This is a genomic window from Paenibacillus sp. J22P90 (assembly GCF_059692195.1).
This window is the reverse complement of record NZ_JCAUAY010000018.1, coordinates 22555-47338: the sequence shown is the minus strand read 5'-3', so window position 1 is coordinate 47338 and position 24784 is coordinate 22555. Positions and strand designations below refer to the sequence as shown.

Here is a 24784-nt window from a genome sequence, read left to right as displayed (position 1 = left end):
CCTACGATCTAGGCAAAGTTAATATTTCATAACCAGCTGCCGTTATAGCAACCGTATGTTCGAAATGAGCACATAAGGTACGATCCGAAGTGACAACTGTCCAATCGTCTTCGAGTGTTTGGACAAATCTTTCGCCAACGACCACCATGGGTTCAATGGCTAAGACCATGCCTGGTTTGAGCCTGGGACCTTTGTCAGGTATACCATAGTTCGGAATTTGTGGTTCTTCGTGAAGATCCGTTCCAATACCATGACCGACATACTCTATAACCACGGAGAAGCCTGCGTCTTCAATACAAGTTTGGATTGCATGCGACAACGTGTAGAGTCTAGCATCCGGTTTAGCTTCTGCAATGCCTCGATAGAGTGATGCTTCTGTTACTGTCAACAAGCGTTGAGCAGTTTCAGAAATTTCACCGACAGGATATGTCCAAGCAGAATCTCCATGATAACCTTTATATTGAGCACCAATATCAATACTGATAATGTCGCTCTCTACGAGCTTTCTTGGACCAGGAATACCATGAACTAATTCTTCGTTGACTGAAGCACATATGCTTCCAGGAAAACCATTGTAACCTTTGAAAGATGGAATTGCTCCCTGACTGCGAATGAATTCCTCTGCGATCTGATCAAGTTCTTTCGTTGTAATGTTCGGACGAATCGCCCTTGCCAATAAGCGGTGCGTTTCGGCTACGATACGCCCAGCTTCTCGCATTAGGTCTAGTTCAACCTCGGACTTACAAATGATCATTACGCTAGACCTCGTAGCAGTGAGCTAATTTGTTCGGTTACCGCATGAATGTCTTGTTCCCCGTTAACCTCACGCAATAATTCCCTCTTTTGGTAGTAATCCAGAAGTGGAGCCGTTTTGTTGATGTATTCATCCAAACGTGTTCCGACTTTCTCTTCCGTATCATCAGATCGTTGGTACAACTCACCGGAACATTTATCGCATACGCCTTCTTGCTGAGGTGGGTTGAAGATGACATGATACGTAGAGCCACAGGATTTACAAATTCTTCGGCCAGTAAGTCGAGCTAGCAGAAAGCTGCGATCAACGGATAGATTGATAACAATCTCAATCTTCTTACCAAGTGAATCAACGATTTCAGACAATGCATCTGCTTGAGCTACCGTACGTGGAAACCCATCGAGCAAAAATCCTTTATCGCAATCCGGCTGAGCAAGACGCTCTTTCACAATACCGTTCGTTATTTCATCAGGAACTAGAAGCCCTTTATCTACATATCCCTTAGCTTCGATACCCATTGGAGTACCTTGGCTCATAGCTGCGCGGAACGCGTCGCCAGTAGAAATATGAGGAATTTGAAACTCGGAAACGATTTTCTCTGCTTGCGTACCTTTGCCTGCACCAGGAGGCCCCATAAATATTACGTTCACAATTAAAACCTCCCCATCGCACTCGGCATTACGAACAGCACAATAGGTGCCGATGTCGCAGAACTTGCCCCATCAGAACCTATTAGCTATTTATTGATGAACCCTTTGTAATGACGCTTAATCAATTGGCTCTCGATTTGCTTCATAGTCTCAAGACCAACGCCTACTACGATAAGTAAAGAAGTACCACCTATTTGAACCGAACTAGGCAAACCGGCAAGTCCTCCAAATAGCATTGGAAGAATTGAAATTGCTGAGAGAAACAGAGCTCCAGAAAGAGTAATTCTGGTCATTACGCGCGTCAGATAAGTTGATGTGGTTTTACCTGGTCTGATACCTGGTATGTATCCGCCATTTTTCTTCATCTGATCAGCCATTTGAACCGGATTAATTTGTACGAAGGTGTAAAAGTAAGTGAAACCAATAATCAACAGTACATAAAGTACAATCGCTAATGGTGCAGTTTGGTTAATACTCAAGTTGTTGATGATCCATTCTGCCACTACATTTCCTCTCCAGTAACTTGCAATGGTTGGAGGAAACATCAAAAGAGATAGTGCGAAGATTACCGGGATAACACCAGCAGCATTCACTTTAAGTGGAATGTGCGTTGTTTGCCCACCATACATTTTACGTCCAACTACTCGCTTCGCATATTGTACAGGTATCTTACGAACACCCTGTTGTACGAATATAACGCCCGCGATAATCAGAACAACAACTACTGCAATAATGATCAGTTTCACAATGTTCAGGAACAAAGCTCCATCGGTTGCAAACAGTGATTTGTAGATTTGTTGAATGCTTGTTGGAATCGCCGAAACGATACCAGCAAAGATGATAATGGAAATACCGTTACCAATACCGTACTCCGTGATTTGCTCACCTAGCCACATCAAGAAAGCTGTCCCAGCTGTCAACACGATAGCGATTAATGCGAAAGTTGTAAACCCAGCATCAATGACCAAACCACTGTATAGGCGGTTAAAGCCGATTGATAAACCGAAAGCTTGAATCAACCCTAGAACAATCGTACCGTAACGAGTCACCTGCGTCATTTTCTTTCTTCCTACATCTCCTTCTTTCGCCCATTGCGCAAAGCGCGGGATGACATCCATGGACAAAAGCTGAACAATGATCGAAGCCGTGATATAAGGCATAATTCCCATCGCAAAGATGGAGAATTGGAAGAGCGCACCGCCGGAGAACGTGTTAAGCAAACCAAAGACATCGCTCTGATTCGCTTGATCTTGAAGTTTCAGAACATCTGTATTAATGTTTGGCACCGGAATGAAGGCACCCAAACGGTAGACGATTAGCAAGAGTAGCGTAAATACGATCCTTCTGCGTAAATCTTCTACTTTGAAGATGTTGGCAATGGTATTAAACATTAAATCACCTCGGTTTGACCGCCGGCAGCTTGGATTTTCTCAATCGCTGATTGAGAGAACTTATTCGCTTTAACGGTTAATTTTACTGTGATTTCACCGTTTCCTAAAATCTTAATACCGTCTTTAGGAGCTTTAACAATACCAGTCTCCATTAATACTTCTGGAGTTACTTCGGTACCAGCTGCGAAATTGTTCAAATCTTCAAGATTCACGATCGCGTACTCCGTACGGAAACGGTTCGTGAAACCACGTTTAGGTAAACGACGGTACAATGGGTTTTGTCCACCCTCAAATCCAGGACGAACGCCTCCACCGGAACGTGCGTTTTGACCTTTATGTCCGCGAGTTGATGTTTTACCCATACCACTACTTGTTCCACGTCCAACACGCTTAGGTGATTTACGAGCGCCAGTAGCAGAACTTAGCTCATGTAACTTCATCGTTGCACACCTCCTCTAGATCTTAAATTCGTAATTCTATGCTTCGATTTCTTTAACTTCTACCAAGTGGCTAACTTGATTAACCATGCCTCTGATTGCAGCATTATCTTGGTGAAGAACAGTTTGGTTCAACTTACGAAGACCAAGTGTTTTCACAGTAATGCGTTGTGTTTCAGGACGGCCGATCAAGCTGCGTTTTAGGGTAACTTGTAATTGTTTAGCCATGTTTACCCCTCCTAACCTAATAGCTCTTGAACAGTTTTACCGCGAAGCTTTGCAACTTCTTCCGCTTTTTTCAAGCGGCTCAAGCCTTCAAGCGTTGCGTTAACCATGTTCATGGAGTTCGATGAACCCAGGGATTTTGTCAAGATATCGCCTACACCAGCAAGTTCAAGTACTGCACGAACTGGTCCGCCAGCGATAACTCCTGTACCTTGGGATGCTGGTTTCAAAAGAACGCGTCCTGCGCCAAATTTACCAGTAACAAGGTGAGGAATCGAAGTGCCTACGATAGGAACATGAATCAAGTTCTTTTTCGCATCTTCAATACCTTTACGGATTGCATCTGGAACTTCGGAAGCTTTACCGATTCCTGCACCAACCCAGCCATTGCCATCGCCAACGACGACAAGTGCGCTGAAGCTGAAACGACGTCCGCCTTTTACTACTTTAGCTACGCGATTAATATTAACGACTTTTTCTGTTAGCTCTAAAGTATTAGGATCTACACGCAAGTCTTTTACCTCCTTATTAATGTATTTCTAGAATTCAAGACCAGCTTCACGAGCTGCGTCAGCTAATGCTTGAACACGTCCATGATAAAGGTATCCACCGCGGTCAAAAACCACTTGTTCTACACCTTTTTCTTTCGCACGTGCCGCGATTAATGCGCCAACTTTACGAGCAGCTTCAACGTTACCACCGTTACCAATTTCACTTTTCAGCTCTTTATCTTGAGTCGAAGCTGCAACGATTGTTACACCAGTTGTATCATCGATTAGTTGAGCGTACATATGTTTGGATGAACGGAAAATGTTCAAACGTGGGCGAAGAGTTGTACCTTCAATTTTCTTACGAACACGAAGGTGTCTTTTCAGACGAGCTTTATTTTTATCGCTTTTAGTAATCATCTATACTTACACTCCTTTCATCATCTTATGATGCGAGGCTTATGCTTACGTAGCAAGTTTTCAATAGAAAACTGTTAGCTATTACCCGCGATCTTTCGATCTTATTTCTTCTTACCAGCTTTACCTTCTTTACGAAGAATACGCTCGCCTTCATACTTGATACCTTTACCTTTATACGGTTCTGGCTCACGTACGGAACGAACTTTCGCTGCCATTGCGCCAACTACTTCTTTATCAATACCTTTAACGATGATTTTCGTGTTCGTTGGAACATCGAACTCAATACCGTTCTCAGGCGTGATTTCAACTGGATGGGAGTACCCAACGTTGAGAACTAGTTTGTCACCGCTTTTGTTTGCACGGTAACCAACGCCGACTAGATCCAAAGATTTCGTGAAGCCTTCCGTTACACCACTTACCATGTTGGCAACAACACTACGTGTTGTACCATGCAGGGAACGGTGGAGCTTGTTATCGGAAGGACGCTCAACAGAAATCTCGTTCTCTAGAACACTGATTTTCATATCTTTATGAAGTTCACGGGACAAGGATCCTTTAGGACCGTTAACCGTGATTTGAGTATTGTCTAGTGTTACATTTACACCATTTGGAATGGTGATTGGCTTACGACCAATACGAGACATGTTTGCACCTCCATTCAATTACAATTGTATTACCAAACGTAGCAGATAACCTCTCCGCCAGCTTTGGATTGACGAGCATCTTTATCCGTCATAACTCCTTGAGACGTGGAGATGATGGCAATCCCTAATCCGCCTAGAACACGAGGGACTTCTTGAGATTTAGTGTAAACGCGTAGACCTGGTTTCGAAATTCTTTTCAAACCAGAGATAACACGCTCATTGTTTGAACCATATTTCAGGAACAAACGAATGATACCTTGTTTGCTATCTTGAACGTACTCAGCATCACGGATAAATCCTTCTTTTTTAAGGATTTCTGCGATCTCCCTCTTCACTTTTGAAGCTGGGATTTCAACTGTCTCATGACGTACGATGTTCGCATTACGAATGCGTGTTAGCATATCTGCAATTGGATCTGACATGACCATTTTGTGTAAACCTCCTTCCCGAAAATAGGGTGATTACCAGCTTGCTTTTTTCACGCCTGGAATCTGACCTTTGTGTGCTAATTCGCGGAAACAAATCCGACAAATTTTGAACTTGCGAAGCACTGAATGCGGACGTCCGCAGCGCTCACAACGTGTGTATGCTTGCACTTGAAACTTCGGGGTACGTTGCTGTTTTACTTTCATCGAAGTTTTTGCCACTTAATATAACACCTCCTGATAGGTACGACTGGTAACCTATTTAACGAAAGGCGCTCCGAGTTGTGTTAAAAGCTCGCGAGCTTCCTCGTCGGACTTAGCCGTCGTTACGATAACAATATCCATACCACGAACTTTATCGATTTTATCATACTCAATTTCAGGGAAAATGAGTTGTTCTTTCAAACCAAGCGTGTAGTTACCGCGACCATCAAATGCTTTGTTGGAAATACCGCGGAAGTCACGTACACGTGGAAGTGAAACGTTAAACAATTTATCCAAGAAGTGGTACATACGCTCGCCACGAAGAGTTACTTTCGCACCGATCGGCATATTTTCACGAAGTTTGAAACCCGCGATCGCTTTTTTGGATTTTGTTACAACTGGTTTTTGACCAGAGATTTTTTGAAGATCTTCAACTGCAGTATCAAGTACTTTGGAGTTCGATACAGCTTCACCAACACCCATGTTGATTACAACTTTCTCGATTTTAGGCACTTGCATAACTGTTGTGTAGTTGAACTTTTGAATTAATGCAGGTGTAATTTCGTTCAAGTAACGATCTTTCAATCTTACTGCCATGACTTAGTATCCTCCTTTCCTTACATGTGTGTATTAGTCGATAACTTCGCCGGATTTTTTCGCGATACGAACTTTCGTTCCGTTATCCAATACTTTGTATCCTACGCGAGTAGGTTTGCCGCTCTTAGGATCAATTAGCATCACGTTAGAAACGTGGATTGCAGCTTCTTGAGTCAAGATACCGCCTTGTGGGTTAAGTTGGGATGGTTTCGCATGTTTCTTAACCATGTTTACACCTTCAACAAGAACACGATTTTGACGAGGGTAAGCAGCGATAACGCGGCCTTTCTTACCTTTGTCTTTGCCCGTGATTACAAAAACAGTATCGTCTTTTTTCACGTGCAATTTATTGTTATGAGATTCTAATCTCTTTTTAAGTCTTGGCATTAGCTTCTACACCTCCTGGGGTTCTCCGCATCGGAAAACAACATCGTAACACGTCTTAGATAACTTCTGGAGCCAAGGATACGATCTTCATGAAGTCTCTATCGCGAAGTTCGCGAGCAACTGGTCCGAAGATACGAGTACCACGTGGGCTTTTATCTTCTTTCACGATAACAGCTGCATTCTCATCAAATGAGATATATGAACCGTCTTTACGACGAGCTCCGCTCTTCGTACGAACGATAACTGCTTTAACAACGTCACCTTTTTTGACAACGCCACCTGGTGTTGCTTCTTTTACTGAACATACGATCAAATCACCAATGTGACCAACGCGACGACCAGTACCACCCAAAACGCGGATACACATTAATTGTTTCGCGCCAGAGTTGTCAGCGACAGCCAAACGAGTAAATGGTTGAATCATCGTATTCCCTCCTTTCGGGGTTCATATCTAGAATATTAGATAACAACTGCCACTTCAAGAATTTCAACCAGTCTCCAGCTTTTATCTTTGGACAACGGTCTAGTTTCACTGATTTTCACAGTGTCACCAATCTTAGCTTGGTTGTTTTCATCATGTGCTTTGAATTTCTTTGTAGATTTAATTCTTTTGTGGTAGAGTTCATGTTTTTTGTAAGTTTCTACAGCAACTACAATGGTTTTATCCATTTTATCGCTGACAACCTTACCGATCAGAACTTTACGATCGTTACGTTCAGTCATCTAAGGAACACTCCCTTCTAGATTTGGTTACCCAATACCCAGTTCTCTTTCACGCAAAATAGTCTTGGCACGAGCGATCTCTTTACGCAAATCACGAATCTGAGTCGGGTTGTCCAATTGACCAGTAGCTAGTTGAAAACGGAGGTTAAAGAGTTCTTCTTTAAAACCATTAACTTTTTGCTCGATTTCAGCAGTGGTTAAGTTCCGGAATTCACTACCCTTCATTTGCTTCACCGCCTACTTCTTCTCTTTTCACGAACTTCGTTTTGATTGGAAGCTTGTGAGCAGCAAGACGCATTGCTTCACGAGCAACCTCTTCGCTTACACCCGCTAGTTCAAACAAAATTTTGCCCGGTTTTACTACGGCAACCCACTTCTCCACGCTACCTTTACCACTACCCATACGAACTTCAAGCGGCTTCTGTGTAACTGGTTTAGCTGGGAAAATTTTAATCCATACTTTACCGCCACGTTTGATGTAACGTGTCATGGCAATACGTGCTGCTTCGATTTGACGGTTGGAAACCCAAGCCGGTTCAACTGCTTGCAGACCATATTCGCCAAAAGCAACTTCCGTACCGCCTTTAGCGCGACCTTTCATGTTACCGCGGTGTTCTTTACGGTGTTTTACACGTTTAGGTACTAACATGATTTAATTTCCTCCTTCCGGCTGAGCCTTTTTCTTAGCTGTCGGAAGCACTTCTCCACGATAAATCCATACTTTAACACCAATACGTCCATAAGTAGTAGCTGCTTCAGCTGTACCATAGTCGATATCCGCACGAAGTGTATGAAGTGGAACAGTTCCTTCGCTATATCCTTCCGTACGAGCGATCTCAGCACCGCCAAGACGTCCGCTAGTTGCAACTTTAATACCTTTTGCTCCGGATCTCATAGTTCTTTGCATAGCTTGTTTCATTGCACGACGGAAAGAAACGCGACGCTCCAATTGAAGTGCAACAGACTCAGCTACTAGGATAGCATCAAGATCTGGGTGTTTGATTTCAGAAATGTTGATATGAACCTTTTTATTGGACATTGCTGCGATGTAGTTGCGAATTACTTCAACTTCTGCTCCGCCTTTACCAATAACCATTCCTGGTTTAGCAGTATGAATCGTTACGTTAACGCGGTTAGCCGCGCGCTCGATATCGAAGTGGGAAACTGCTGAATCTTTAAGTTTATTTTTTAAGTATTCGCGAATTTTAACGTCTTCAAGCAGCAGAGTTCCAAAATCTTTTTCTGCGAACCATTTGGACTCCCAATCACGAATGACACCAATTCTAAAACCTATCGGGTGTACTTTCTGACCCACACGTTACCCCTCCTTATTTTTCAGATACCACGATTGTGATGTGGCTGGTACGTTTTTTGATCGCGCTAGCGCGGCCCATTGCACGTTGTTGGAATCTTTTCATTGTTGGCCCTTGATTTACGAAAGTCTCGGAAACAACAAGTTTGTTTGGATCTAGTGAATAGTTATGCTCTGCATTGGCAATTGCGGAATTCAATAGTTTCTCCAGAATTGGAGAAGCTGCTTTCGGTGTATGACGCAGAATTGCGATCGCTTCACCTACCGCTTTTCCCCGAATCAAGTCAACAACTAGCTTTGCTTTACGAGGAGCAATCCGAGCGTGGTTCAATATTGCTTTAGCTTGCATGGTAGTACCTCCTCTCGGTTAAAAATGAATTAACGTTTTCCGGTTTTCTTATCGTCATCGTGACCTTTATACGTTCGTGTTGGAGCAAATTCACCAAGCTTATGCCCAACCATATCTTCCGTTACATATACTGGCACGTGTTTTCTTCCGTCGTAAACTCCGAAAGTGTGACCAACGAATTGCGGGTAAATTGTAGAACGACGGGACCACGTTTTAACAACAACTTTCTTTTCCGCAGTATTCAAGTCTTCTACTTTTTTCAGTAAGTGTCCATCAATAAAAGGACCCTTCTTTAAGCTGCGACCCATGGGTGTTCCTCCCTTCCTTGAACCTCAAGAGAATTCATATATCCGTGACTATTACTTCGTACGGCGACGTACAATGTATTTATCGGATGCTTTTCCTTTTTTACGAGTTTTGAAACCAAGCGTCGGTTTACCCCATGGAGACATAGGTGATTTACGTCCGATTGGTGCACGTCCTTCACCACCACCGTGTGGATGGTCATTCGGGTTCATAACAACCCCACGAACTTGTGGACGATTGCCTTTCCAACGATTACGACCTGCTTTACCGATTTTCACTAGTTCGTGATCTTCGTTACCAACAGATCCTACTGTTGCGCGGCAAACTTTCAAAACTTTACGAACTTCACCGGAAGAAAGACGGATCGTTACATAAGTTTCTTCTTTACCAAGCAATTGAGCTTCTGTACCAGCAGCGCGCACTAGTTGTGCACCTTTACCAGGTTTCAACTCAATGTTGTGGATAACTGTACCAACTGGAATGTTTTCCAATGGAAGAGCGTTACCTACTTTGATGTCAGCTTGTGGTCCAGAAACGATACGATCGTCCACTTTAAGTCCTTTAGGAGCGATGATGTATGTTTTTTCGCCATCAGCATAGTGAATCAATGCGATGTTTGCGGATCGGTTAGGATCGTACTCGATTGTAGCAACGCGTCCTGGTATTCCATCTTTAGTACGTTTGAAATCGATAATACGGTATTTACGCTTGTGTCCACCACCATGGTGACGAACCGTAATTTTACCTTGGTTGTTACGACCAGCATGCTTGAACAAAGGAGCAAGCAATGATTTCTCCGGTGTTGATGTAGTGATTTCTTCAAAAGTAGAAACCGACATCGCACGACGAGCTGGTGAGGTTGGTTTATATTTTTTAACTGGCACTCTGTTTCCTCCTTACTTTAAGAGATAGGTTATACTGTTTCGAAGAATTCCAATTCTTTGCTTTCCGCGCTTAGGGACACGATAGCTTTCTTCCAGATGGAAGTGTAACCAGAGTGACGACCATAACGTTTAGGCTTAGCTGGCATTCTGAGTGTGTTTACATTTGTAACTTTCACTTTGAAAATCGCTTCGATAGCTTGTTTAATTTCTGTTTTGTTAGCGCGAAGATCCACTTCGAAAACATACTTTTTGTTAGCCATTAGGTCGCTTGTACGCTCAGTGATGATCGGGCGCTTGATAATGTCGCGTGGATTTTTCATTGTGCAAGCACCTCCTCAACTTTCTGTACAGCCTCTTGTGTTAAGATCAATTTGTCATAAAGCATGACATCAAGAACGTTAACTCCATCAGCAGCAACAAATTTCACACCTGGGATGTTACGAGCAGACAAAGCAACATTGGAGTCGTTAGCAACGCCTACAACTAGTACTTTGCGATCTACTTTAAGGTTGTTCAAGATTGCAACGAAATCTTTCGTTTTCGGAGCATTCAATTGAAGTTGATCCAGAACGATCAAGTTGTTATCGATAAGTTTCGAGGACAAAGCGGATTTGATCGCTAAGCGACGAACTTTTCTAGGCAATTTGAAACCATAGCTACGAGGAGTTGGTCCGAATACGGTACCGCCGCCTTTCCACTGTGGAGCACGAATACTACCTTGACGCGCACGACCTGTACCTTTTTGTTTCCAAGGTTTACGACCACCGCCGCGAACTTCTGAACGACCTTTTGTTTTGTGAGTCCCTTGACGCACAGCTGCTTGTTGCAAAAGAACAGCTTCGTGAATCGCATGAACGTGAGGCTCAATTCCGAAAACAACGTCAGACAGTTCAATTTCTCCTACCTGAGCACCTGTTACATTATATAAAGCTACTTTTGGCATCTGTCTTCCTCCTTTCTTACTTTTTCACAGCAGACTTAACGCTAACGTAGCTGTTTTTAGGGCCCGGAATGGAACCTTTAACTAGCAATACATTACGCTCAGCATCTACTTTAATGATTTGAAGATTTTGTAGTGTTACTGTTTCGTTACCCATATGTCCTGGCAATTTCTTACCTTTAGGAACGCGGTTAGCTTGAATGGAACCCATGGAACCTGGTCCGCGGTGATAACGTGATCCGTGTGCCATTGGCCCAGTGGATTGGTTATGTCTTTTAATGTTACCTTGGAACCCTTTACCTTTGGAAGTACCCGTTACATCAACGAATTCGCCCTCTGCGAACAGATCTGCTTTCAGTTCTTGACCTACTTCATAGTCACCCAACTGAATGCCACGAATTTCTTTAACGTAGCGCTTAGGCGTTGCCCCTGCTTTTTTCGCATGGCCAAGCTCTGGCTTAATGATACGACTAGCTTTTACATCATCAAAACCGATTTGGATCGACTCATAACCATCGTTATCCACATCTTTCTTTTGCAGTACCACACATGGTCCCGCTTGAATGACAGTTACCGGAACTACGTTACCCTCCGGAGTAAACAACTGTGTCATCCCAAGTTTTTTTCCTAAGATACCTTTCATCGTTGACACCTCTTTTCCTTCCAGTATTAACTCTATAGTTGTTTTACAGTTTGATCTCGATGTCAACGCCAGACGGTAAGTCTAGACGCATCAAAGCATCAACTGTTTGTGGTGTTGGATTCACAATATCGATTAGACGCTTATGCGTACGCATTTCGAATTGCTCACGCGAATCCTTGTACTTGTGCACCGCACGAAGAATCGTGATGATTTGCTTCTCTGTCGGAAGCGGAATCGGACCGGATACACCTGCACCGGAACGCTTGGCAGTTTCCACGATTTTCTCAGCTGATTGATCAATAATTCTGTGATCATACGCCTTCAAACGGATACGAATTTTTTGCTTTGCCATATAAGTCCCTCCTTCTATCGCCCAATTTAGTATCGGACATACTCCGCGAAAATTCTCCAACAGCCATCCCCATGGCAAAGGGGCCTGGTGTGTCGGCAACCTTTCGCATCATCGCAACGTCACAGACCAACGTTTAATATTATATAAAATTACGAAACGAAAAGCAAGTGAAATTTTAGGCAAATACACAAAAACATTTTCACATGAATTTTCTCTTCTATATAAGTAACAAGCCGCAGTCGTTTTCTCAATCCGTTTACTCATTATAATAAATGATTGATAATAAAGCCACTGCATACTGTTTCCAATCGCGCAGCCACGAATAGCTCAAGAACAAAAAAAAAACATCCACCGATAAATCGATGGATGTTTCGATCTCTCAAAGAGAGATTATTTTTGGATTGTAGCAACCGCGCCCGCACCAACAGTACGTCCGCCTTCACGAATCGCGAAGCGTGTTCCTTCTTCGATTGCGATTGGGTTGATTAGTTCTACAGTAACAGTGATGTTATCACCTGGCATTACCATCTCAGTTCCTTCTGGAAGGTTGATGATACCAGTAACGTCAGTTGTACGGAAGTAGAACTGTGGACGGTAACCTGTGAAGAAAGGCTTGTGACGGCCACCCTCTTCTTTAGTTAGAACGTAGATTTGAGCTGTAAAGTTCGTGTGTGGTTTAACTGAACCTGGCTTAGCAAGTACTTGTCCACGCTCGATATCTTTACGATCAACACCACGAAGAAGGGCACCGATGTTGTCACCTGCTTGAGCGGAGTCAAGCAATTTACGGAACATCTCTACGCCTGTAACTACGCATTTGCGAGTTTCTTCAGCGATACCAACGATTTCAACTTCTTCTTGTACTTTAACAGTACCACGCTCTACACGGCCAGTAGCAACTGTTCCACGACCAGTGATTGAGAATACATCCTCAACTGGCATAAGGAAAGGTTTGTCCGTTTGACGCTCTGGAGTTGGGATGTAAGTGTCGACTTGTTCGAACAACTCAACGATTTTATCAGCCCAAGCACCATCTGGGTTTTGAAGAGCTTCACGAGCTGCACCGCGGATGATTGGAGTATCATCGCCTGGGAACTCATATTCGTTAAGAAGGTCGCGAACTTCCATCTCAACCAATTCAAGCAACTCTTCGTCTTCAACCATGTCACATTTGTTAAGGAATACCACGATGTAAGGTACGCCTACTTGACGGGAAAGAAGGATGTGCTCACGAGTTTGTGGCATAGGGCCATCAGCTGCGGATACAACTAGGATAGCGCCGTCCATTTGAGCAGCACCAGTGATCATGTTTTTAACATAGTCAGCATGTCCTGGGCAGTCTACGTGTGCGTAGTGACGGTTAGGAGTTTCGTACTCAACGTGAGCTGTGGAGATTGTGATACCGCGCTCGCGCTCTTCTGGTGCTTTATCGATTTGGTCGAAAGCTACTGCAGCTCCACCGTATCTTTTGGAAAGAACAGTTGTGATTGCAGCTGTCAAAGTTGTTTTACCATGGTCAACGTGACCGATAGTACCGATGTTAACATGCGGTTTATTACGTTCAAATTTAGCCTTTGCCATTTTAAACGATTCCTCCTTAGAGTGACTATTAGTTTTATATTAAGCGCCTTTGCCTTTTGCAATAATTTCTTCTGCAATTGACTTAGGTACTTCTTCATAATGTGAAAGTTCCATGGAGTAAACACCACGGCCTTGTGTTCTTGAACGAAGTGTTGTGGAGTATCCAAACATTTCGGACAATGGCACTTTAGCACGGATGATTTGCGCGCCATGACGGTTATCCATACCTTCGATACGTCCACGACGGGAGTTAAGGTCACCCATAACATCGCCCATGTACTCTTCTGGTACAGTAACTTCAACCTTCATGATTGGCTCAAGAAGAACCGGCTTACACTTTTCTTTCGCAGCTTTAAGTGCCATGGAACCTGCGATTTTGAACGCCATTTCATTGGAGTCAACATCGTGGTAAGATCCATCAACAACTGTAGCTTTGATATCCACAAGCGGGAATCCTGCGATTACACCGTTCTTCATGGACTCTTCGATACCAGCTTGGATAGGTGCGATGTATTCTCTCGGAATAGCTCCGCCGACTACCTTGCTTTCGAAAGTGAAACCTGCTCCAGCTTCTTGCGGTTCGAACTCAACCCAACAATGACCGTATTGACCACGACCACCAGATTGACGAACGAATTTACCCTCAACTTTAGCTGGCGCACGGAATGTTTCGCGGTAAGCAACTTGTGGCTTACCAACATTCGTTTCTACTTTGAACTCGCGAAGCATACGGTCAACTAGGATCTCAAGGTGAAGCTCACCCATACCTGCGATGATCGTTTGTCCTGTTTCTTCGTCTGTGGAAGCACGGAAAGTCGGATCTTCTTCTGCAAGCTTTTGCAATGCGATACCCATTTTATCTTGGTCGGCTTTCGTCTTCGGCTCAACAGCAAGCTGGATAACCGGTTCAGGGAAGACCATTTTCTCAAGAATAACTGGGTTTTTCTCATCACAAAGTGTATCCCCTGTTGTTGTATCTTTCAATCCAACAGCAGCCGCGATATCACCGGAGTAAACGATGCTGATCTCTTGACGGCTGTTCGCATGCATTTGAAGAATACGACCAACACGTTCACGTTTTCCTTTAGTTGCATTCACAACATAAGAACCGGAGTTCAATGTACCGGAGTACACGCGGAAGAACGTTAGACGACCAACGAAAGGATCTGTCATGATTTTGAAAGCAAGCGCTGAGAACGGTTGATCATCAGCAGACTTACGAACCACTTCAGTACCATCGTCAAGTACACCTTTGATATCAGGTACATCAACTGGGGATGGAAGGTAGTTAATTACCGCATCCAACATCAATTGAACACCTTTGTTTCTGTAAGAAGACCCTACGATAACTGGGAAGATTTTCACTTCGCAGACACCTTTACGTAGAGCTGCTTTGATCTCATCAACAGTAATTTCTTCACCTTCGAGATATTTCATTGTAAGCTCTTCATCAAGCTCAGCAACTTTCTCGATAAGTTCTAAACGAAGTTCTGCAACTTGATCTTTGAACTCAGCAGGAATTTCAACTTTCTCGATATCCTTACCAAGATCGTCTTTGTACATATACGCAACTTCATCAACTAGGTCGATGATGCCTTTGAACTCGTTCTCAGCACCGATCGGAAGTTGAATAGCTACTGCATTTGCACCAAGTTTTTGACGCATGGACTCAACAACTTGCAGGAAGTCTGCACCGATGATATCCATTTTATTAACATAAGCAATCCGTGGAACGTGGTATTTATCAGCTTGTCTCCAAACTGTCTCCGATTGAGGCTCAACGCCCTCTTTCGCACTAAATACACCAACCGCTCCGTCTAACACACGAAGGGAACGCTCTACCTCAACGGTAAAGTCAACGTGCCCTGGGGTATCGATAATATTGATGCGGTGACCTTCCCATTGCGCAGTTGTAGCAGCGGAAGTAATCGTGATTCCGCGCTCTTGCTCCTGCTCCATCCAGTCCATTGTAGCTGCACCTTCGTGCACTTCTCCAATTTTGTGAACTTTACCAGTGTAGTACAAGATACGCTCTGTTGTAGTCGTTTTACCAGCATCGATATGAGCCATGATCCCGATATTACGTGTGTTTTTTAAGGAGAACTCTCTAGCCATAGGTCGTTATGTCTCCTTTCTCTTAATTGTTTTAGAATCCTACCAACGGTAGTGAGCGAAAGCTTTATTTGCTTCAGCCATTTTGTGTGTATCTTCACGTTTCTTAACGGAAGAACCAGTGCTATTGCTAGCATCGATAATTTCATTAGCCAATCTTTCTTCCATCGTCTTCTCACCGCGAAGACGGGAATAGTTAACCAACCAACGCAAACCTAATGTCGAACGACGGTCAGGTCTAACTTCGATAGGCACTTGATAGTTTGCTCCACCAACACGGCGAGCTTTAACTTCTAGTACTGGCATAATGTTTTTGATAGCAGTCTCAAACACTTCCATCGGCTCTTTACCTGTACGATCTTTCACGAGGTTAAAAGCGTTGTATAGAATCGTTTGTGCTACCCCTCTTTTTCCATCAACCATCATACGATTGATAAGACGAGTAACTAGTTTGCTATTATAAATAGGATCTGGCAATACGTCTCTGCGAGTAACTGGACCTTTACGAGGCATAGTTATCCCCCTTTCTTATAAGAATCATTCCTGATTATTATTTCTTATTTTTTAACTTTCGGACGCTTCGTACCGTATTTGGAACGGGATTGCTTACGGTTGTTAACACCGGAAGTATCTAGTGCTCCACGTACGATGTGATAACGTACCCCTGGAAGATCTTTAATTCTACCTCCACGGATCAATACAACGCTGTGTTCTTGCAGGTTGTGACCGATACCTGGAATGTAAGCTGTCACCTCTACGCGGTTCGTCAAACGAACACGTGCATATTTACGAAGTGCGGAGTTAGGCTTCTTAGGAGTCATTGTACCTACACGCGTGCAGACACCACGTTTTTGAGGAGCGCTCAAATCCGTTGCTTCTCTTTTCAAAGCGTTAAAACCTTTTTGTAAAGCTGGTGATTTGGACTTATCCACCTTCGCTTGACGACCTTTACGTACTAGTTGGTTAATTGTTGGCATATCGCCACCTCCTCCCTACATTCATAACATGATGAGCTTCTTGCAAGCCCACAGATCCAGGCGAGTCATAAATGAGCAAAGAGAAAGTCTTTGTTCTGGAGAGCTGTCAAAGTCACTAGTACTTACGCTAGCTTGTTCCACCAACAAAAACGTCATTAGCCATTATTCATTTACAACAGCTGCCACCGCAGCTCCAACTTCAATTCCACATGCTTTACCTAGCATCTTCATAGAATCTACGTAGGTTACAGGCACACCCTTCTGCGTACAAAGGGTTACCAAATTTATCGTTAATCGCGGATCTGCATCTTTAGAAACAAAAACTTCTATCGCCTTGCCTTGCTCGACTGTTTTTGTAACTTTCTTCGTGCCTACACATCTATTCTTCGCCTGTTTGACTATATCATAAGACATAAGGCACCCCCTTCAAAGAAAGGAAAGAATATCGACTTAGGCACACTACGATATATTAGCATTTTGATTGGCGAGTGTCAAGGGTTAGATTCATTAATTCTATTAAGTCAGCAAGCCTGATGAAAAAATAAAAAGAGATAGCACACCGCTAATCAAGTGGCTACCTCTTTTACTATATACAATTACTCTACAGCAACTGTTTCTTTTTCCAAATCTTCATCTAAAACGACAACCTCGTTAGGGTTTGTGATACGAATGTTACGATATCTTGGCATACCTGTTCCCGCAGGGATCAGTTTACCGATGATAACATTCTCTTTCAGACCCAACAATTGGTCGACTTTCCCTTTAATCGCTGCATCTGTCAAGACACGTGTTGTCTCTTGGAAAGAAGCTGCGGATAAGAAGGAATCCGTTTCAAGGGAAGCTTTTGTGATACCCAACAAGATTGGACGAGCAACCGCAGGCTCACTGCCAGCGAACAAAGCAACCTTATTAGCTGCTTCATACTCATGAATATCAACAAAGGAACCAGGAAGAAGCGTTGTATCACCAGCATCTACGATGCGGATTTTTCGCAACATCTGACGAACCATAACTTCAATGTGCTTATCGTTAATTTCTACCCCTTGGTTACGATAAACGCGTTGTACTTCTTGAAGAATATAGTTCTGAACGCCGCGGATACCTTTGATGCGGAGCATTTCCTTCGGATCGATAGACCCGTCCGTCAACTCGTCACCAGCTTCAACTTGTTGATTCAACGAAACACGTACACGTGATCCGTAAGGAACAGCATATACTTTGGATTCCGCTTCACCTTGAACTTCGATTTCACGACGATCCTTAGCTTCACGAATTTCCTTCACGACACCGTCGATTTCGGAAATGATCGCTTGACCTTTCGGATTACGTGCTTCAAAGAGTTCTTGAATACGCGGCAAACCTTGTGTAATATCGTCTCCGGCAACACCACCGGTATGGAACGTACGCATCGTCAACTGTGTTCCTGGCTCACCAATGGATTGCGCGGCAATAATACCAACTGCCTCTCCAACCTCAACGAATTGACCAGTCGCCAAGTTACGACCATAACATTTCTTACAAACACCATGATTGGTGCGGCAGCTAAGTACAGAACGAATTTGAAGTTTTTCGATACCTGCTTCAATAATTCTATCTGCAATACCTGATTCGATAAGCTCGTTACGTTGAACGATAACTTCACCTGTTTGTGGATGACGAAGCGTTTCGTAGGCATAGCGTCCTTCAATACGATCGTAGAGATCCTCAATAACCTCTTTACCGTCTTGAATTTTGCTAACCATAAAGCCTTTATCTGTTCCACAATCATCTTCACGAACGATAACATCCTGTGCTACGTCAACGAGACGACGAGTCAAGTAACCGGAATCCGCTGTACGAAGTGCTGTATCGGCAAGACCTTTACGCGCTCCGTGCGTGGAAATAAAGTATTCCAAGATTGTCAGACCTTCACGGAAGTTCGATTTAATCGGCAACTCCATAATCTTACCGGATGGATTCGCCATCAAACCACGCATACCGCCAAGCTGTGTAATCTGTGATTTGTTACCCCGTGCTTTGGATTCAACCATCATGCTGATGGAGTTGTATTTATCAAGGGATTTCATCAAGATATCTGTGATTTCATCCTTCGCTTTACTCCAAATCGCAATAACGCGGTCATAACGCTCTTCATCTGTAATCAAACCACGACGGTATTGGTTCGTAACTACGCGTACTTTCTCTTCGCAATCCTTAAGGATGGCTACTTTTTCAGTTGGTACAACAACGTCAGAGACAGCTACGGTAATACCCGCTTTGGTGGAATACGTGAATCCAAGCTCTTTAATTTTATCAAGAATCATCGATGTTTGCGTTGTGTGGTACTTACGGAAGCACTCCGCAATAATCGATCCTAAATATTCCTTACCTACCGCTTTGTTCTCATCACGCTCTGCCATGATCGCTTTCAGATCAGCACCTTTTTCAAATACAAAGTGTGAATCTGGAATACCATTAAGCAAGTTCGTTTTGGTCGGCTCATTAATATAAGGGAAATCAGCAGGATAGATTTCGTTCATAATAATTTTACCGATTGTTGTGATCAACATAGCGTTTTGTTGTTTCTCAGTGAAGCTAGTTTTGTTCAAAGCTTTAGCAGGGATCGCTACACGAGCGTGCAGTGCCATTTTGCCCGATTGGTAGGAAGAAACTGCTTCGTGAACAGTTCTAATGATAGAACCAGCACCTTTAGCGAATTTGTTATCCGTTGTTAAGTAGAAGCTTCCAAGAACCATATCCTGTGAAGGAGTAACTACTGGTTTACCGTCTTTCGGGTTCAAAATGTTACCTGATGCCAGCATGAGCAAACGAGCTTCAGCTTGTGCTTCTGAGGACAATGGTACGTGAACGGCCATTTGGTCACCGTCGAAGTCAGCGTTGTAAGCTGTACATACGAGCGGATGAAGTTTAATAGCGCGGCCTTCAACCAGAATCGGTTCAAAAGCTTGAATACCTAATCTATGCAACGTAGGGGCACGGTTCAGAAGAACTGGATGCTCCTTAATTACTTCTTCAAGAACGTCCCAAACATCTGGACTTACGCGCTCAACTTTACGTTTCGCACTCTTGATGTTATGAGCCAAACCTTTATTCACAAGCTCTTTCATAACGAAAGGCTTGAACAACTCAAGCGCCATTTCTTTCGGAAGACCACATTGGTACATCTTCAAGTTAGGTCCTACAACGATAACGGAACGACCAGAGTAGTCAACACGTTTACCGAGCAAGTTTTGACGGAAACGACCTTGTTTACCTTTCAGCATATGGCTGAGGGATTTCAAAGGACGGTTACCCGGACCTGTTACTGGACGGCCGCGACGACCGTTATCGATCAATGCGTCAACCGCTTCTTGAAGCATCCGTTTCTCATTTTGAACAATGATATCCGGTGCACCTAGGTCGAGCAATCTCTTTAGACGGTTGTTACGGTTGATAACGCGGCGGTAAAGATCATTCAAATCGGATGTCGCAAAACGTCCACCATCAAGTTGAACCATCGGACGAAGTTCTGGTGGGATAACCGGAAGTACATCCAGTACCATCCAACCAGGCAAGTTTTTGGAGTTACGGAATGCTTCCATAACTTCCAAACGCTTAATCGCACGGTTACGACGTTGACCTTGTGCAGTTTTGAGCTCTTCTTTAAGTGTTTCTACTTCACGCTCGATATCAATATCGATTAAAAGCTTTTTGACAGCTTCCGCACCCATGCCTGCTTGGAAAGCATAGCCGTACTTCTCGCGATAGCTACGGTATTCTTTCTCAGACAATAGTTGCTTCTTCTCTAGCGGTGTATCACCTGGATCCGTTACTACGTAGGATGCGAAGTAGATGATTTCTTCCAAAGATCTTGGAGACATATCTAACGCAAGACCCATACGGCTAGGAATCCCTTTAAAGTACCAAATATGTGAGACAGGAGCAGCAAGCTCAATGTGTCCCATACGCTCACGACGTACTTTTTGACGGGTTACTTCAACGCCACAACGGTCACAAACGACGCCTTTATAGCGCACGCGTTTGTATTTACCGCAATGACATTCCCAATCTTTCGTAGGTCCGAAGATCTTTTCACAGAAAAGACCTTCTTTCTCAGGTTTTAAGGTTCTGTAGTTAATCGTTTCCGGCTTCTTTACTTCCCCACGGGACCAAGAGCGAATTTTATCGGGTGATGCCAAGCCGATTTTCATAAACTCGAAGTTGTTAACGTCCATCAAGGAGCAACCCTCCTTTAAGAATTTAAACCCACTTTGCAGTGAATCGTTCTCGATCTATTGCGGTGATATTAATCGTTGACGCCTAGCTCAGTGCCTTCGATATTTAAGTTCAGTTTATCGCTCGTAACTTCATCGTCATCATCAGCTTCGCGCATTTCGATCTCTTCTTCGTCACCAGATAGGATTTTAACATCCATACCTAAGCTCTGAAGCTCTTTGATCAAAACTTTGAAGGATTCCGGAACGCCTGGTTCTGGAACGTTCTCGCCTTTGACAATGGATTCGTATGTTTTCACACGGCCCACAACGTCATCTGACTTAACGGTAAGAATCTCTTGCAATGTATAAGCAGCTCCATAAGCCTCAAGTGCCCATACCTCCATCTCCCCGAAACGTTGTCCACCGAACTGCGCTTTACCACCCAGCGGCTGCTGAGTAACAAGGGAGTAAGGTCCTGTGGAACGGGCATGGATTTTATCGTCAACCATGTGTGCCAGTTTGATCATGTACATAACGCCAACGGTTACTTCACGCTCGAAGGACTCCCCTGTACGACCATCGTACAGAATTGTTTTACCGCTACGTTGCATACCTGCTTCTTCCATGGCATCAAATACGTCATACTCACGCGCTCCGTCGAATACCGGCGTTGCTGCGTGGATACCCAAATACTTAGAAGCCATACCTAAGTGAACTTCAAGTACTTGACCGATGTTCATCCGTGAAGGAACCCCTAGTGGATTCAGAACAACTTCAACAGGCGTACCATCTGGAAGGAAAGGCATATCTTCTTCAGGGAGAATACGTGCTACTACCCCTTTATTACCATGACGTCCCGCCATTTTATCGCCTTCGGAAATTTTCCGTTTTTGTGCGATATAGACACGAACGAGTTGGTTCACACCAGGAGGCAGCTCATCGCCATTCTCACGCGTAAATACTTTTACATCAACAACGATACCATCTGTACCATGCGGTACGCGTAGGGACGTGTCACGAACCTCACGAGCCTTCTCACCGAAGATCGCGTGTAGCAATCTTTCTTCCGCCGTCAGCTCAGTTACACCCTTCGGCGTTACTTTACCAACAAGGATGTCGCCAGCGCCGATTTCAGCACCGACACGGATGATTCCGCGCTCATCTAGGTTCTTAAGTGCGTCTTCCCCTACGTTCGGGATATCGCGAGTAATTTCTTCAGGTCCTAGCTTCGTATCACGAGCTTCAGACTCGTATTCCTCGATATGAATGGATGTGTACACATCTTCTTTAACTAGCTTCTGAGACAGCAAGATCGCATCCTCATAGTTGTAACCTTCCCAAGTCATGAAAGCTACGACTACGTTACGTCCAAGCGCCAATTCGCCTTGTTCAGTAGATGGTCCATCAGCAAGGATATCTCCCGCTTTAATCAGTTGACCTTTTTTAACAATCGGACGTTGATTAATGCAAGTCCCTTGGTTGGAACGCATAAACTTGTGAAGCTTGTATTTAACGATATTACCGCTGACTAGCTTGCCATCAACCATTTCCTGGCGACGCAGCCAAATTTCATTCGCAGCAGCCTTCTCAATAATTCCATCAAATTTGGAGACAATACATACTCCTGAGTCCTTAGCAACTTTGTGCTCCATACCTGTACCTACAAGCGGCGCTTTAGGAATAAGAAGTGGAACTGCTTGACGCTGCATGTTGGAACCCATCAACGCACGGTTGGAGTCATCGTTTTCAAGGAACGGAATTAACGCTGTCGCAACAGAGACAACTTGCTTCGGAGAAACGTCCATGTAGTCGACACGTTCAACCGGAAGTGTTAAGTTATCATCTTTGTAACGAACGATAATCGCGTCTTCGACGAACTTGTTATCTTCCGTCAATTTCGCATTCGCTTGCGCGATAACGTAGTTATCTTCTTCATCCGCAGTTAGGTAAGCGATTTGATCAGTTACCAAACCAGTCTTCGGATCCACCCAACGGTAAGGTGCTTCAATGAAGCCATACTCGTTGATGCGAGCAAATGTAGACAAGGAGTTGATCAAACCAATGTTTGGTCCCTCAGGCGTCTCAATTGGACACATACGGCCGTAGTGAGAGTGATGCACGTCACGGACTTCCATCCCTGCGCGCTCTCTCGTCAAACCGCCGGGTCCGAGTGCAGACAGACGTCTTTTGTGCGTCAATTCAGCAAGCGGATTCGTTTGGTCCATAAACTGAGAAAGCTGGGAGCTACCAAAGAACTCTTTGATCGACGCGATAACAGGACGAATGTTGATCAACGCTTGTGGCGTGATCACGTTAGCGTCTTGAATCGACATACGCTCACGAACAACACGTTCCATACGGGAAAGACCAATACGGAATTGGTTTTGAAGCAATTCACCTACAGAACGAAGTCTACGGTTACCAAGATGGTCGATATCATCCGTATTTCCAATACCATGCAGTAAGTTAATAAAGTAGTTAATGGATGAAATGATATCGGCAGGCGTGATGTTTTTGACAGCTTTATCAATAACACCGTTAGAAATAACCTTAACTACCTTGCCTTCTTCTGTTGGTGAGTATACGTTAATGCACTGAACAGGGATTGTGTCCGCGCCAGTTACACCTTTAGGAATCGTAAACTCTTTATATCCTGCACCTTTTTCAATAAAAGGAAGGATTTCATCAAGCACACGACGATCCAACAATTGTCCAGCCTCTGCAATGATTTCTCCTGTTTCGGAATCTATCAATGTCTCAGCTAAACGTTGATTGAACAAACGGTTTTTGATGTGTAATTTTTTATTGATTTTGTAACGACCTACATTTGCCAAATCGTAACGCTTCGGATCAAAGAAACGAGCAACGATCAAGCTTCTTGCGTTATCAAGTGTAGGTGGCTCGCCTGGACGAAGACGCTCATAGATTTCGATTAACGCTTTTTCCGTAGAATCCGTGTTATCTTTATCGAGCGTGTTACGAATATATTCGTTATCGCCAAGCAAATCTAGAATCTCAGCATCCGTACCAAATCCTAACGAACGAAGCAATACAGTAACTGGAATTTTACGTGTGCGATCGATACGAACATAGATGATATCTTTCGCATCTGTCTCAAGTTCCAGCCATGCTCCACGGTTAGGAATCACTGTAGCTGTGTAAGTTTTTTTGCCGTTTTTATCCACTTTCGTGCTATAATAAACACTGGGAGAACGAACGAGCTGGGAGACGATTACACGCTCCGCACCGTTAATAATGAACGTTCCTGTATCGGTCATGATAGGGAAATCCCCCATGAACACTTCTTGTTCCTTGACCTCGCCAGTTTCCTTATTAATCAAACGGACTTTGACTCTTAACGGCGCCGCATAAGTTACGTCGCGTTCTTTGGACTCATCAACGGAATACTTAGGATCGCCTAAGCTATAGTCGATGAACTCCAGTACTAGGTTCCCTGTAAAATCCTGAATCGGGGAGATATCCTGAAACATCTCACGAAGTCCCTCTTCCAAAAACCACTCATACGATTTTTGCTGGATTTCAATCAGGTTTGGAATGCCCAGAACCTCATTAATTCGTGCATAAGTCCTGCGTTTACGTCGTCCAAATTGAACAAGATGTCCCGCCAACTTTCATTCACCCCTCAACTCTACTCAATAAATAAAAAGAAAGAAGAAAAACTTCGACCGACGTACACTCAGGACGCCTCCGTTAGTGGAGCCCGTCCGAATTAAGCGACTGTATGGATGAAGGTTTTTTTCTGTATTCAATAACGTTATCAAGATTT

Annotated in this window: 31 protein-coding genes; all 31 read right to left on the bottom strand. The window is 43.8% G+C overall.

Annotation, left to right across the window (positions count from 1 at the left end):
* Position 1: 1 nt before the first annotated feature.
* Positions 2-754, bottom strand: coding sequence for a type I methionyl aminopeptidase (gene map / locus AC58UX_RS31825; protein ID WP_497260054.1), 753 nt, complete (start codon positions 752-754; stop codon positions 2-4).
* Entirely contained in the window at positions 754-1404 is a 651-nt protein-coding gene (locus AC58UX_RS31820) for an adenylate kinase (RefSeq protein WP_497260053.1), read from the bottom strand. Before AC58UX_RS31820 ends, map begins: the two co-directional genes overlap by 1 nt.
* A gap of 86 nt (positions 1405-1490) precedes the next feature.
* The gene (gene secY / locus AC58UX_RS31815) at positions 1491-2795 is read right to left on the bottom strand and encodes a preprotein translocase subunit SecY (protein ID WP_497260052.1); all 1305 of its coding nucleotides are present in this window, start codon (positions 2793-2795) and stop codon (positions 1491-1493) included.
* Positions 2795-3235 (bottom strand): 50S ribosomal protein L15, encoded by a 441-nt coding sequence (gene rplO, locus AC58UX_RS31810; protein WP_056618269.1) that lies wholly within the window; start codon positions 3233-3235, stop codon positions 2795-2797. Before rplO ends, secY begins: the two co-directional genes overlap by 1 nt.
* A gap of 36 nt (positions 3236-3271) precedes the next feature.
* The gene (gene rpmD, locus AC58UX_RS31805) at positions 3272-3460 is read right to left on the bottom strand and encodes a 50S ribosomal protein L30 (protein WP_310502667.1); all 189 of its coding nucleotides are present in this window, start codon (positions 3458-3460) and stop codon (positions 3272-3274) included.
* 11 nt (positions 3461-3471) lie between these two features.
* Positions 3472-3969 carry a 30S ribosomal protein S5 gene (rpsE, locus tag AC58UX_RS31800; RefSeq protein WP_056618277.1) on the bottom strand — a complete coding sequence of 166 codons (498 nt, stop codon included), beginning with the start codon at positions 3967-3969 and terminating at the stop codon, positions 3472-3474.
* Positions 3970-3996: 27 nt separating this feature from the next.
* Positions 3997-4365: a 50S ribosomal protein L18 gene (gene rplR / locus AC58UX_RS31795; protein ID WP_497260051.1), complete on the bottom strand. Its 369-nt coding sequence runs from the start codon at positions 4363-4365 to the stop codon at positions 3997-3999.
* A 101-nt stretch (positions 4366-4466) separates the two neighbouring features.
* Positions 4467-5009 (bottom strand): 50S ribosomal protein L6, encoded by a 543-nt coding sequence (gene rplF, locus AC58UX_RS31790; RefSeq protein ID WP_497260050.1) that lies wholly within the window; start codon positions 5007-5009, stop codon positions 4467-4469.
* A gap of 29 nt (positions 5010-5038) precedes the next feature.
* Positions 5039-5437: a 30S ribosomal protein S8 gene (gene rpsH, locus AC58UX_RS31785; RefSeq protein ID WP_028557481.1), complete on the bottom strand. Its 399-nt coding sequence runs from the start codon at positions 5435-5437 to the stop codon at positions 5039-5041.
* A 33-nt stretch (positions 5438-5470) separates the two neighbouring features.
* Complete coding sequence (locus AC58UX_RS31780) at positions 5471-5656, bottom strand: type Z 30S ribosomal protein S14 (protein WP_145669499.1); 186 nt, start codon at positions 5654-5656, stop codon at positions 5471-5473.
* 36 nt (positions 5657-5692) lie between these two features.
* Positions 5693-6235: a 50S ribosomal protein L5 gene (rplE, locus tag AC58UX_RS31775; protein ID WP_056618284.1), complete on the bottom strand. Its 543-nt coding sequence runs from the start codon at positions 6233-6235 to the stop codon at positions 5693-5695.
* Positions 6236-6268: 33 nt separating this feature from the next.
* Complete coding sequence (gene rplX / locus AC58UX_RS31770; RefSeq protein WP_497260049.1) at positions 6269-6622, bottom strand: 50S ribosomal protein L24; 354 nt, start codon at positions 6620-6622, stop codon at positions 6269-6271.
* Between the two features lie 55 nt (positions 6623-6677).
* Positions 6678-7046, bottom strand: a complete 369-nt coding sequence (gene rplN / locus AC58UX_RS31765; protein WP_028557485.1) for a 50S ribosomal protein L14 — start codon at positions 7044-7046, stop codon at positions 6678-6680.
* Positions 7047-7081: 35 nt separating this feature from the next.
* Positions 7082-7345, bottom strand: a complete 264-nt coding sequence (rpsQ, locus tag AC58UX_RS31760) for a 30S ribosomal protein S17 (RefSeq protein WP_028557486.1) — start codon at positions 7343-7345, stop codon at positions 7082-7084.
* Between the two features lie 27 nt (positions 7346-7372).
* Positions 7373-7570 (bottom strand): 50S ribosomal protein L29, encoded by a 198-nt coding sequence (gene rpmC / locus AC58UX_RS31755; RefSeq protein ID WP_028557487.1) that lies wholly within the window; start codon positions 7568-7570, stop codon positions 7373-7375.
* On the bottom strand, positions 7560-7994 hold the full coding sequence (gene rplP, locus AC58UX_RS31750; RefSeq protein WP_028557488.1) for a 50S ribosomal protein L16: 435 nt from the start codon (positions 7992-7994) through the stop codon (positions 7560-7562). The genes rpmC and rplP overlap by 11 nt, the downstream gene beginning before the upstream one ends.
* Positions 7995-7997: 3 nt before the next feature.
* Positions 7998-8660 carry a 30S ribosomal protein S3 gene (gene rpsC / locus AC58UX_RS31745; protein ID WP_314799768.1) on the bottom strand — a complete coding sequence of 221 codons (663 nt, stop codon included), beginning with the start codon at positions 8658-8660 and terminating at the stop codon, positions 7998-8000.
* A 13-nt stretch (positions 8661-8673) separates the two neighbouring features.
* A complete protein-coding gene (gene rplV / locus AC58UX_RS31740) occupies positions 8674-9006 on the bottom strand; it encodes a 50S ribosomal protein L22 (protein WP_028557490.1) in 333 nt (110 codons plus the stop codon).
* A gap of 29 nt (positions 9007-9035) precedes the next feature.
* Positions 9036-9314 (bottom strand): 30S ribosomal protein S19, encoded by a 279-nt coding sequence (gene rpsS / locus AC58UX_RS31735; RefSeq protein ID WP_068661880.1) that lies wholly within the window; start codon positions 9312-9314, stop codon positions 9036-9038.
* 51 nt (positions 9315-9365) lie between these two features.
* Positions 9366-10196 carry a 50S ribosomal protein L2 gene (gene rplB, locus AC58UX_RS31730; protein WP_497260048.1) on the bottom strand — a complete coding sequence of 277 codons (831 nt, stop codon included), beginning with the start codon at positions 10194-10196 and terminating at the stop codon, positions 9366-9368.
* Positions 10197-10225: 29 nt separating this feature from the next.
* Positions 10226-10516, bottom strand: a complete 291-nt coding sequence (gene rplW / locus AC58UX_RS31725; protein WP_163953722.1) for a 50S ribosomal protein L23 — start codon at positions 10514-10516, stop codon at positions 10226-10228.
* Positions 10513-11139 carry a 50S ribosomal protein L4 gene (rplD, locus tag AC58UX_RS31720; RefSeq protein ID WP_497260047.1) on the bottom strand — a complete coding sequence of 209 codons (627 nt, stop codon included), beginning with the start codon at positions 11137-11139 and terminating at the stop codon, positions 10513-10515. The genes rplW and rplD overlap by 4 nt, the downstream gene beginning before the upstream one ends.
* 16 nt (positions 11140-11155) lie before the next feature.
* Positions 11156-11779 (bottom strand): 50S ribosomal protein L3, encoded by a 624-nt coding sequence (gene rplC / locus AC58UX_RS31715; protein ID WP_056618299.1) that lies wholly within the window; start codon positions 11777-11779, stop codon positions 11156-11158.
* A 43-nt stretch (positions 11780-11822) separates the two neighbouring features.
* Complete coding sequence (gene rpsJ, locus AC58UX_RS31710; RefSeq protein WP_028557496.1) at positions 11823-12131, bottom strand: 30S ribosomal protein S10; 309 nt, start codon at positions 12129-12131, stop codon at positions 11823-11825.
* Between the two features lie 390 nt (positions 12132-12521).
* Complete coding sequence (gene tuf / locus AC58UX_RS31705; RefSeq protein WP_145669490.1) at positions 12522-13712, bottom strand: elongation factor Tu; 1191 nt, start codon at positions 13710-13712, stop codon at positions 12522-12524.
* 39 nt (positions 13713-13751) lie between these two features.
* Entirely contained in the window at positions 13752-15827 is a 2076-nt protein-coding gene (gene fusA, locus AC58UX_RS31700; protein WP_497260046.1) for an elongation factor G, read from the bottom strand.
* A gap of 39 nt (positions 15828-15866) precedes the next feature.
* Positions 15867-16337 (bottom strand): 30S ribosomal protein S7, encoded by a 471-nt coding sequence (gene rpsG / locus AC58UX_RS31695; protein ID WP_497260045.1) that lies wholly within the window; start codon positions 16335-16337, stop codon positions 15867-15869.
* A gap of 44 nt (positions 16338-16381) precedes the next feature.
* Positions 16382-16801, bottom strand: a complete 420-nt coding sequence (gene rpsL / locus AC58UX_RS31690; protein WP_028557500.1) for a 30S ribosomal protein S12 — start codon at positions 16799-16801, stop codon at positions 16382-16384.
* A gap of 162 nt (positions 16802-16963) precedes the next feature.
* Complete coding sequence (locus tag AC58UX_RS31685; protein ID WP_497260044.1) at positions 16964-17215, bottom strand: ribosomal L7Ae/L30e/S12e/Gadd45 family protein; 252 nt, start codon at positions 17213-17215, stop codon at positions 16964-16966.
* 182 nt (positions 17216-17397) lie between these two features.
* Positions 17398-21018, bottom strand: a complete 3621-nt coding sequence (gene rpoC, locus AC58UX_RS31680) for a DNA-directed RNA polymerase subunit beta' (RefSeq protein WP_497260043.1) — start codon at positions 21016-21018, stop codon at positions 17398-17400.
* Positions 21019-21086: 68 nt separating this feature from the next.
* A complete protein-coding gene (rpoB, locus tag AC58UX_RS31675; RefSeq protein WP_497260042.1) occupies positions 21087-24626 on the bottom strand; it encodes a DNA-directed RNA polymerase subunit beta in 3540 nt (1179 codons plus the stop codon).
* Positions 24627-24784: the final 158 nt, after the last annotated feature.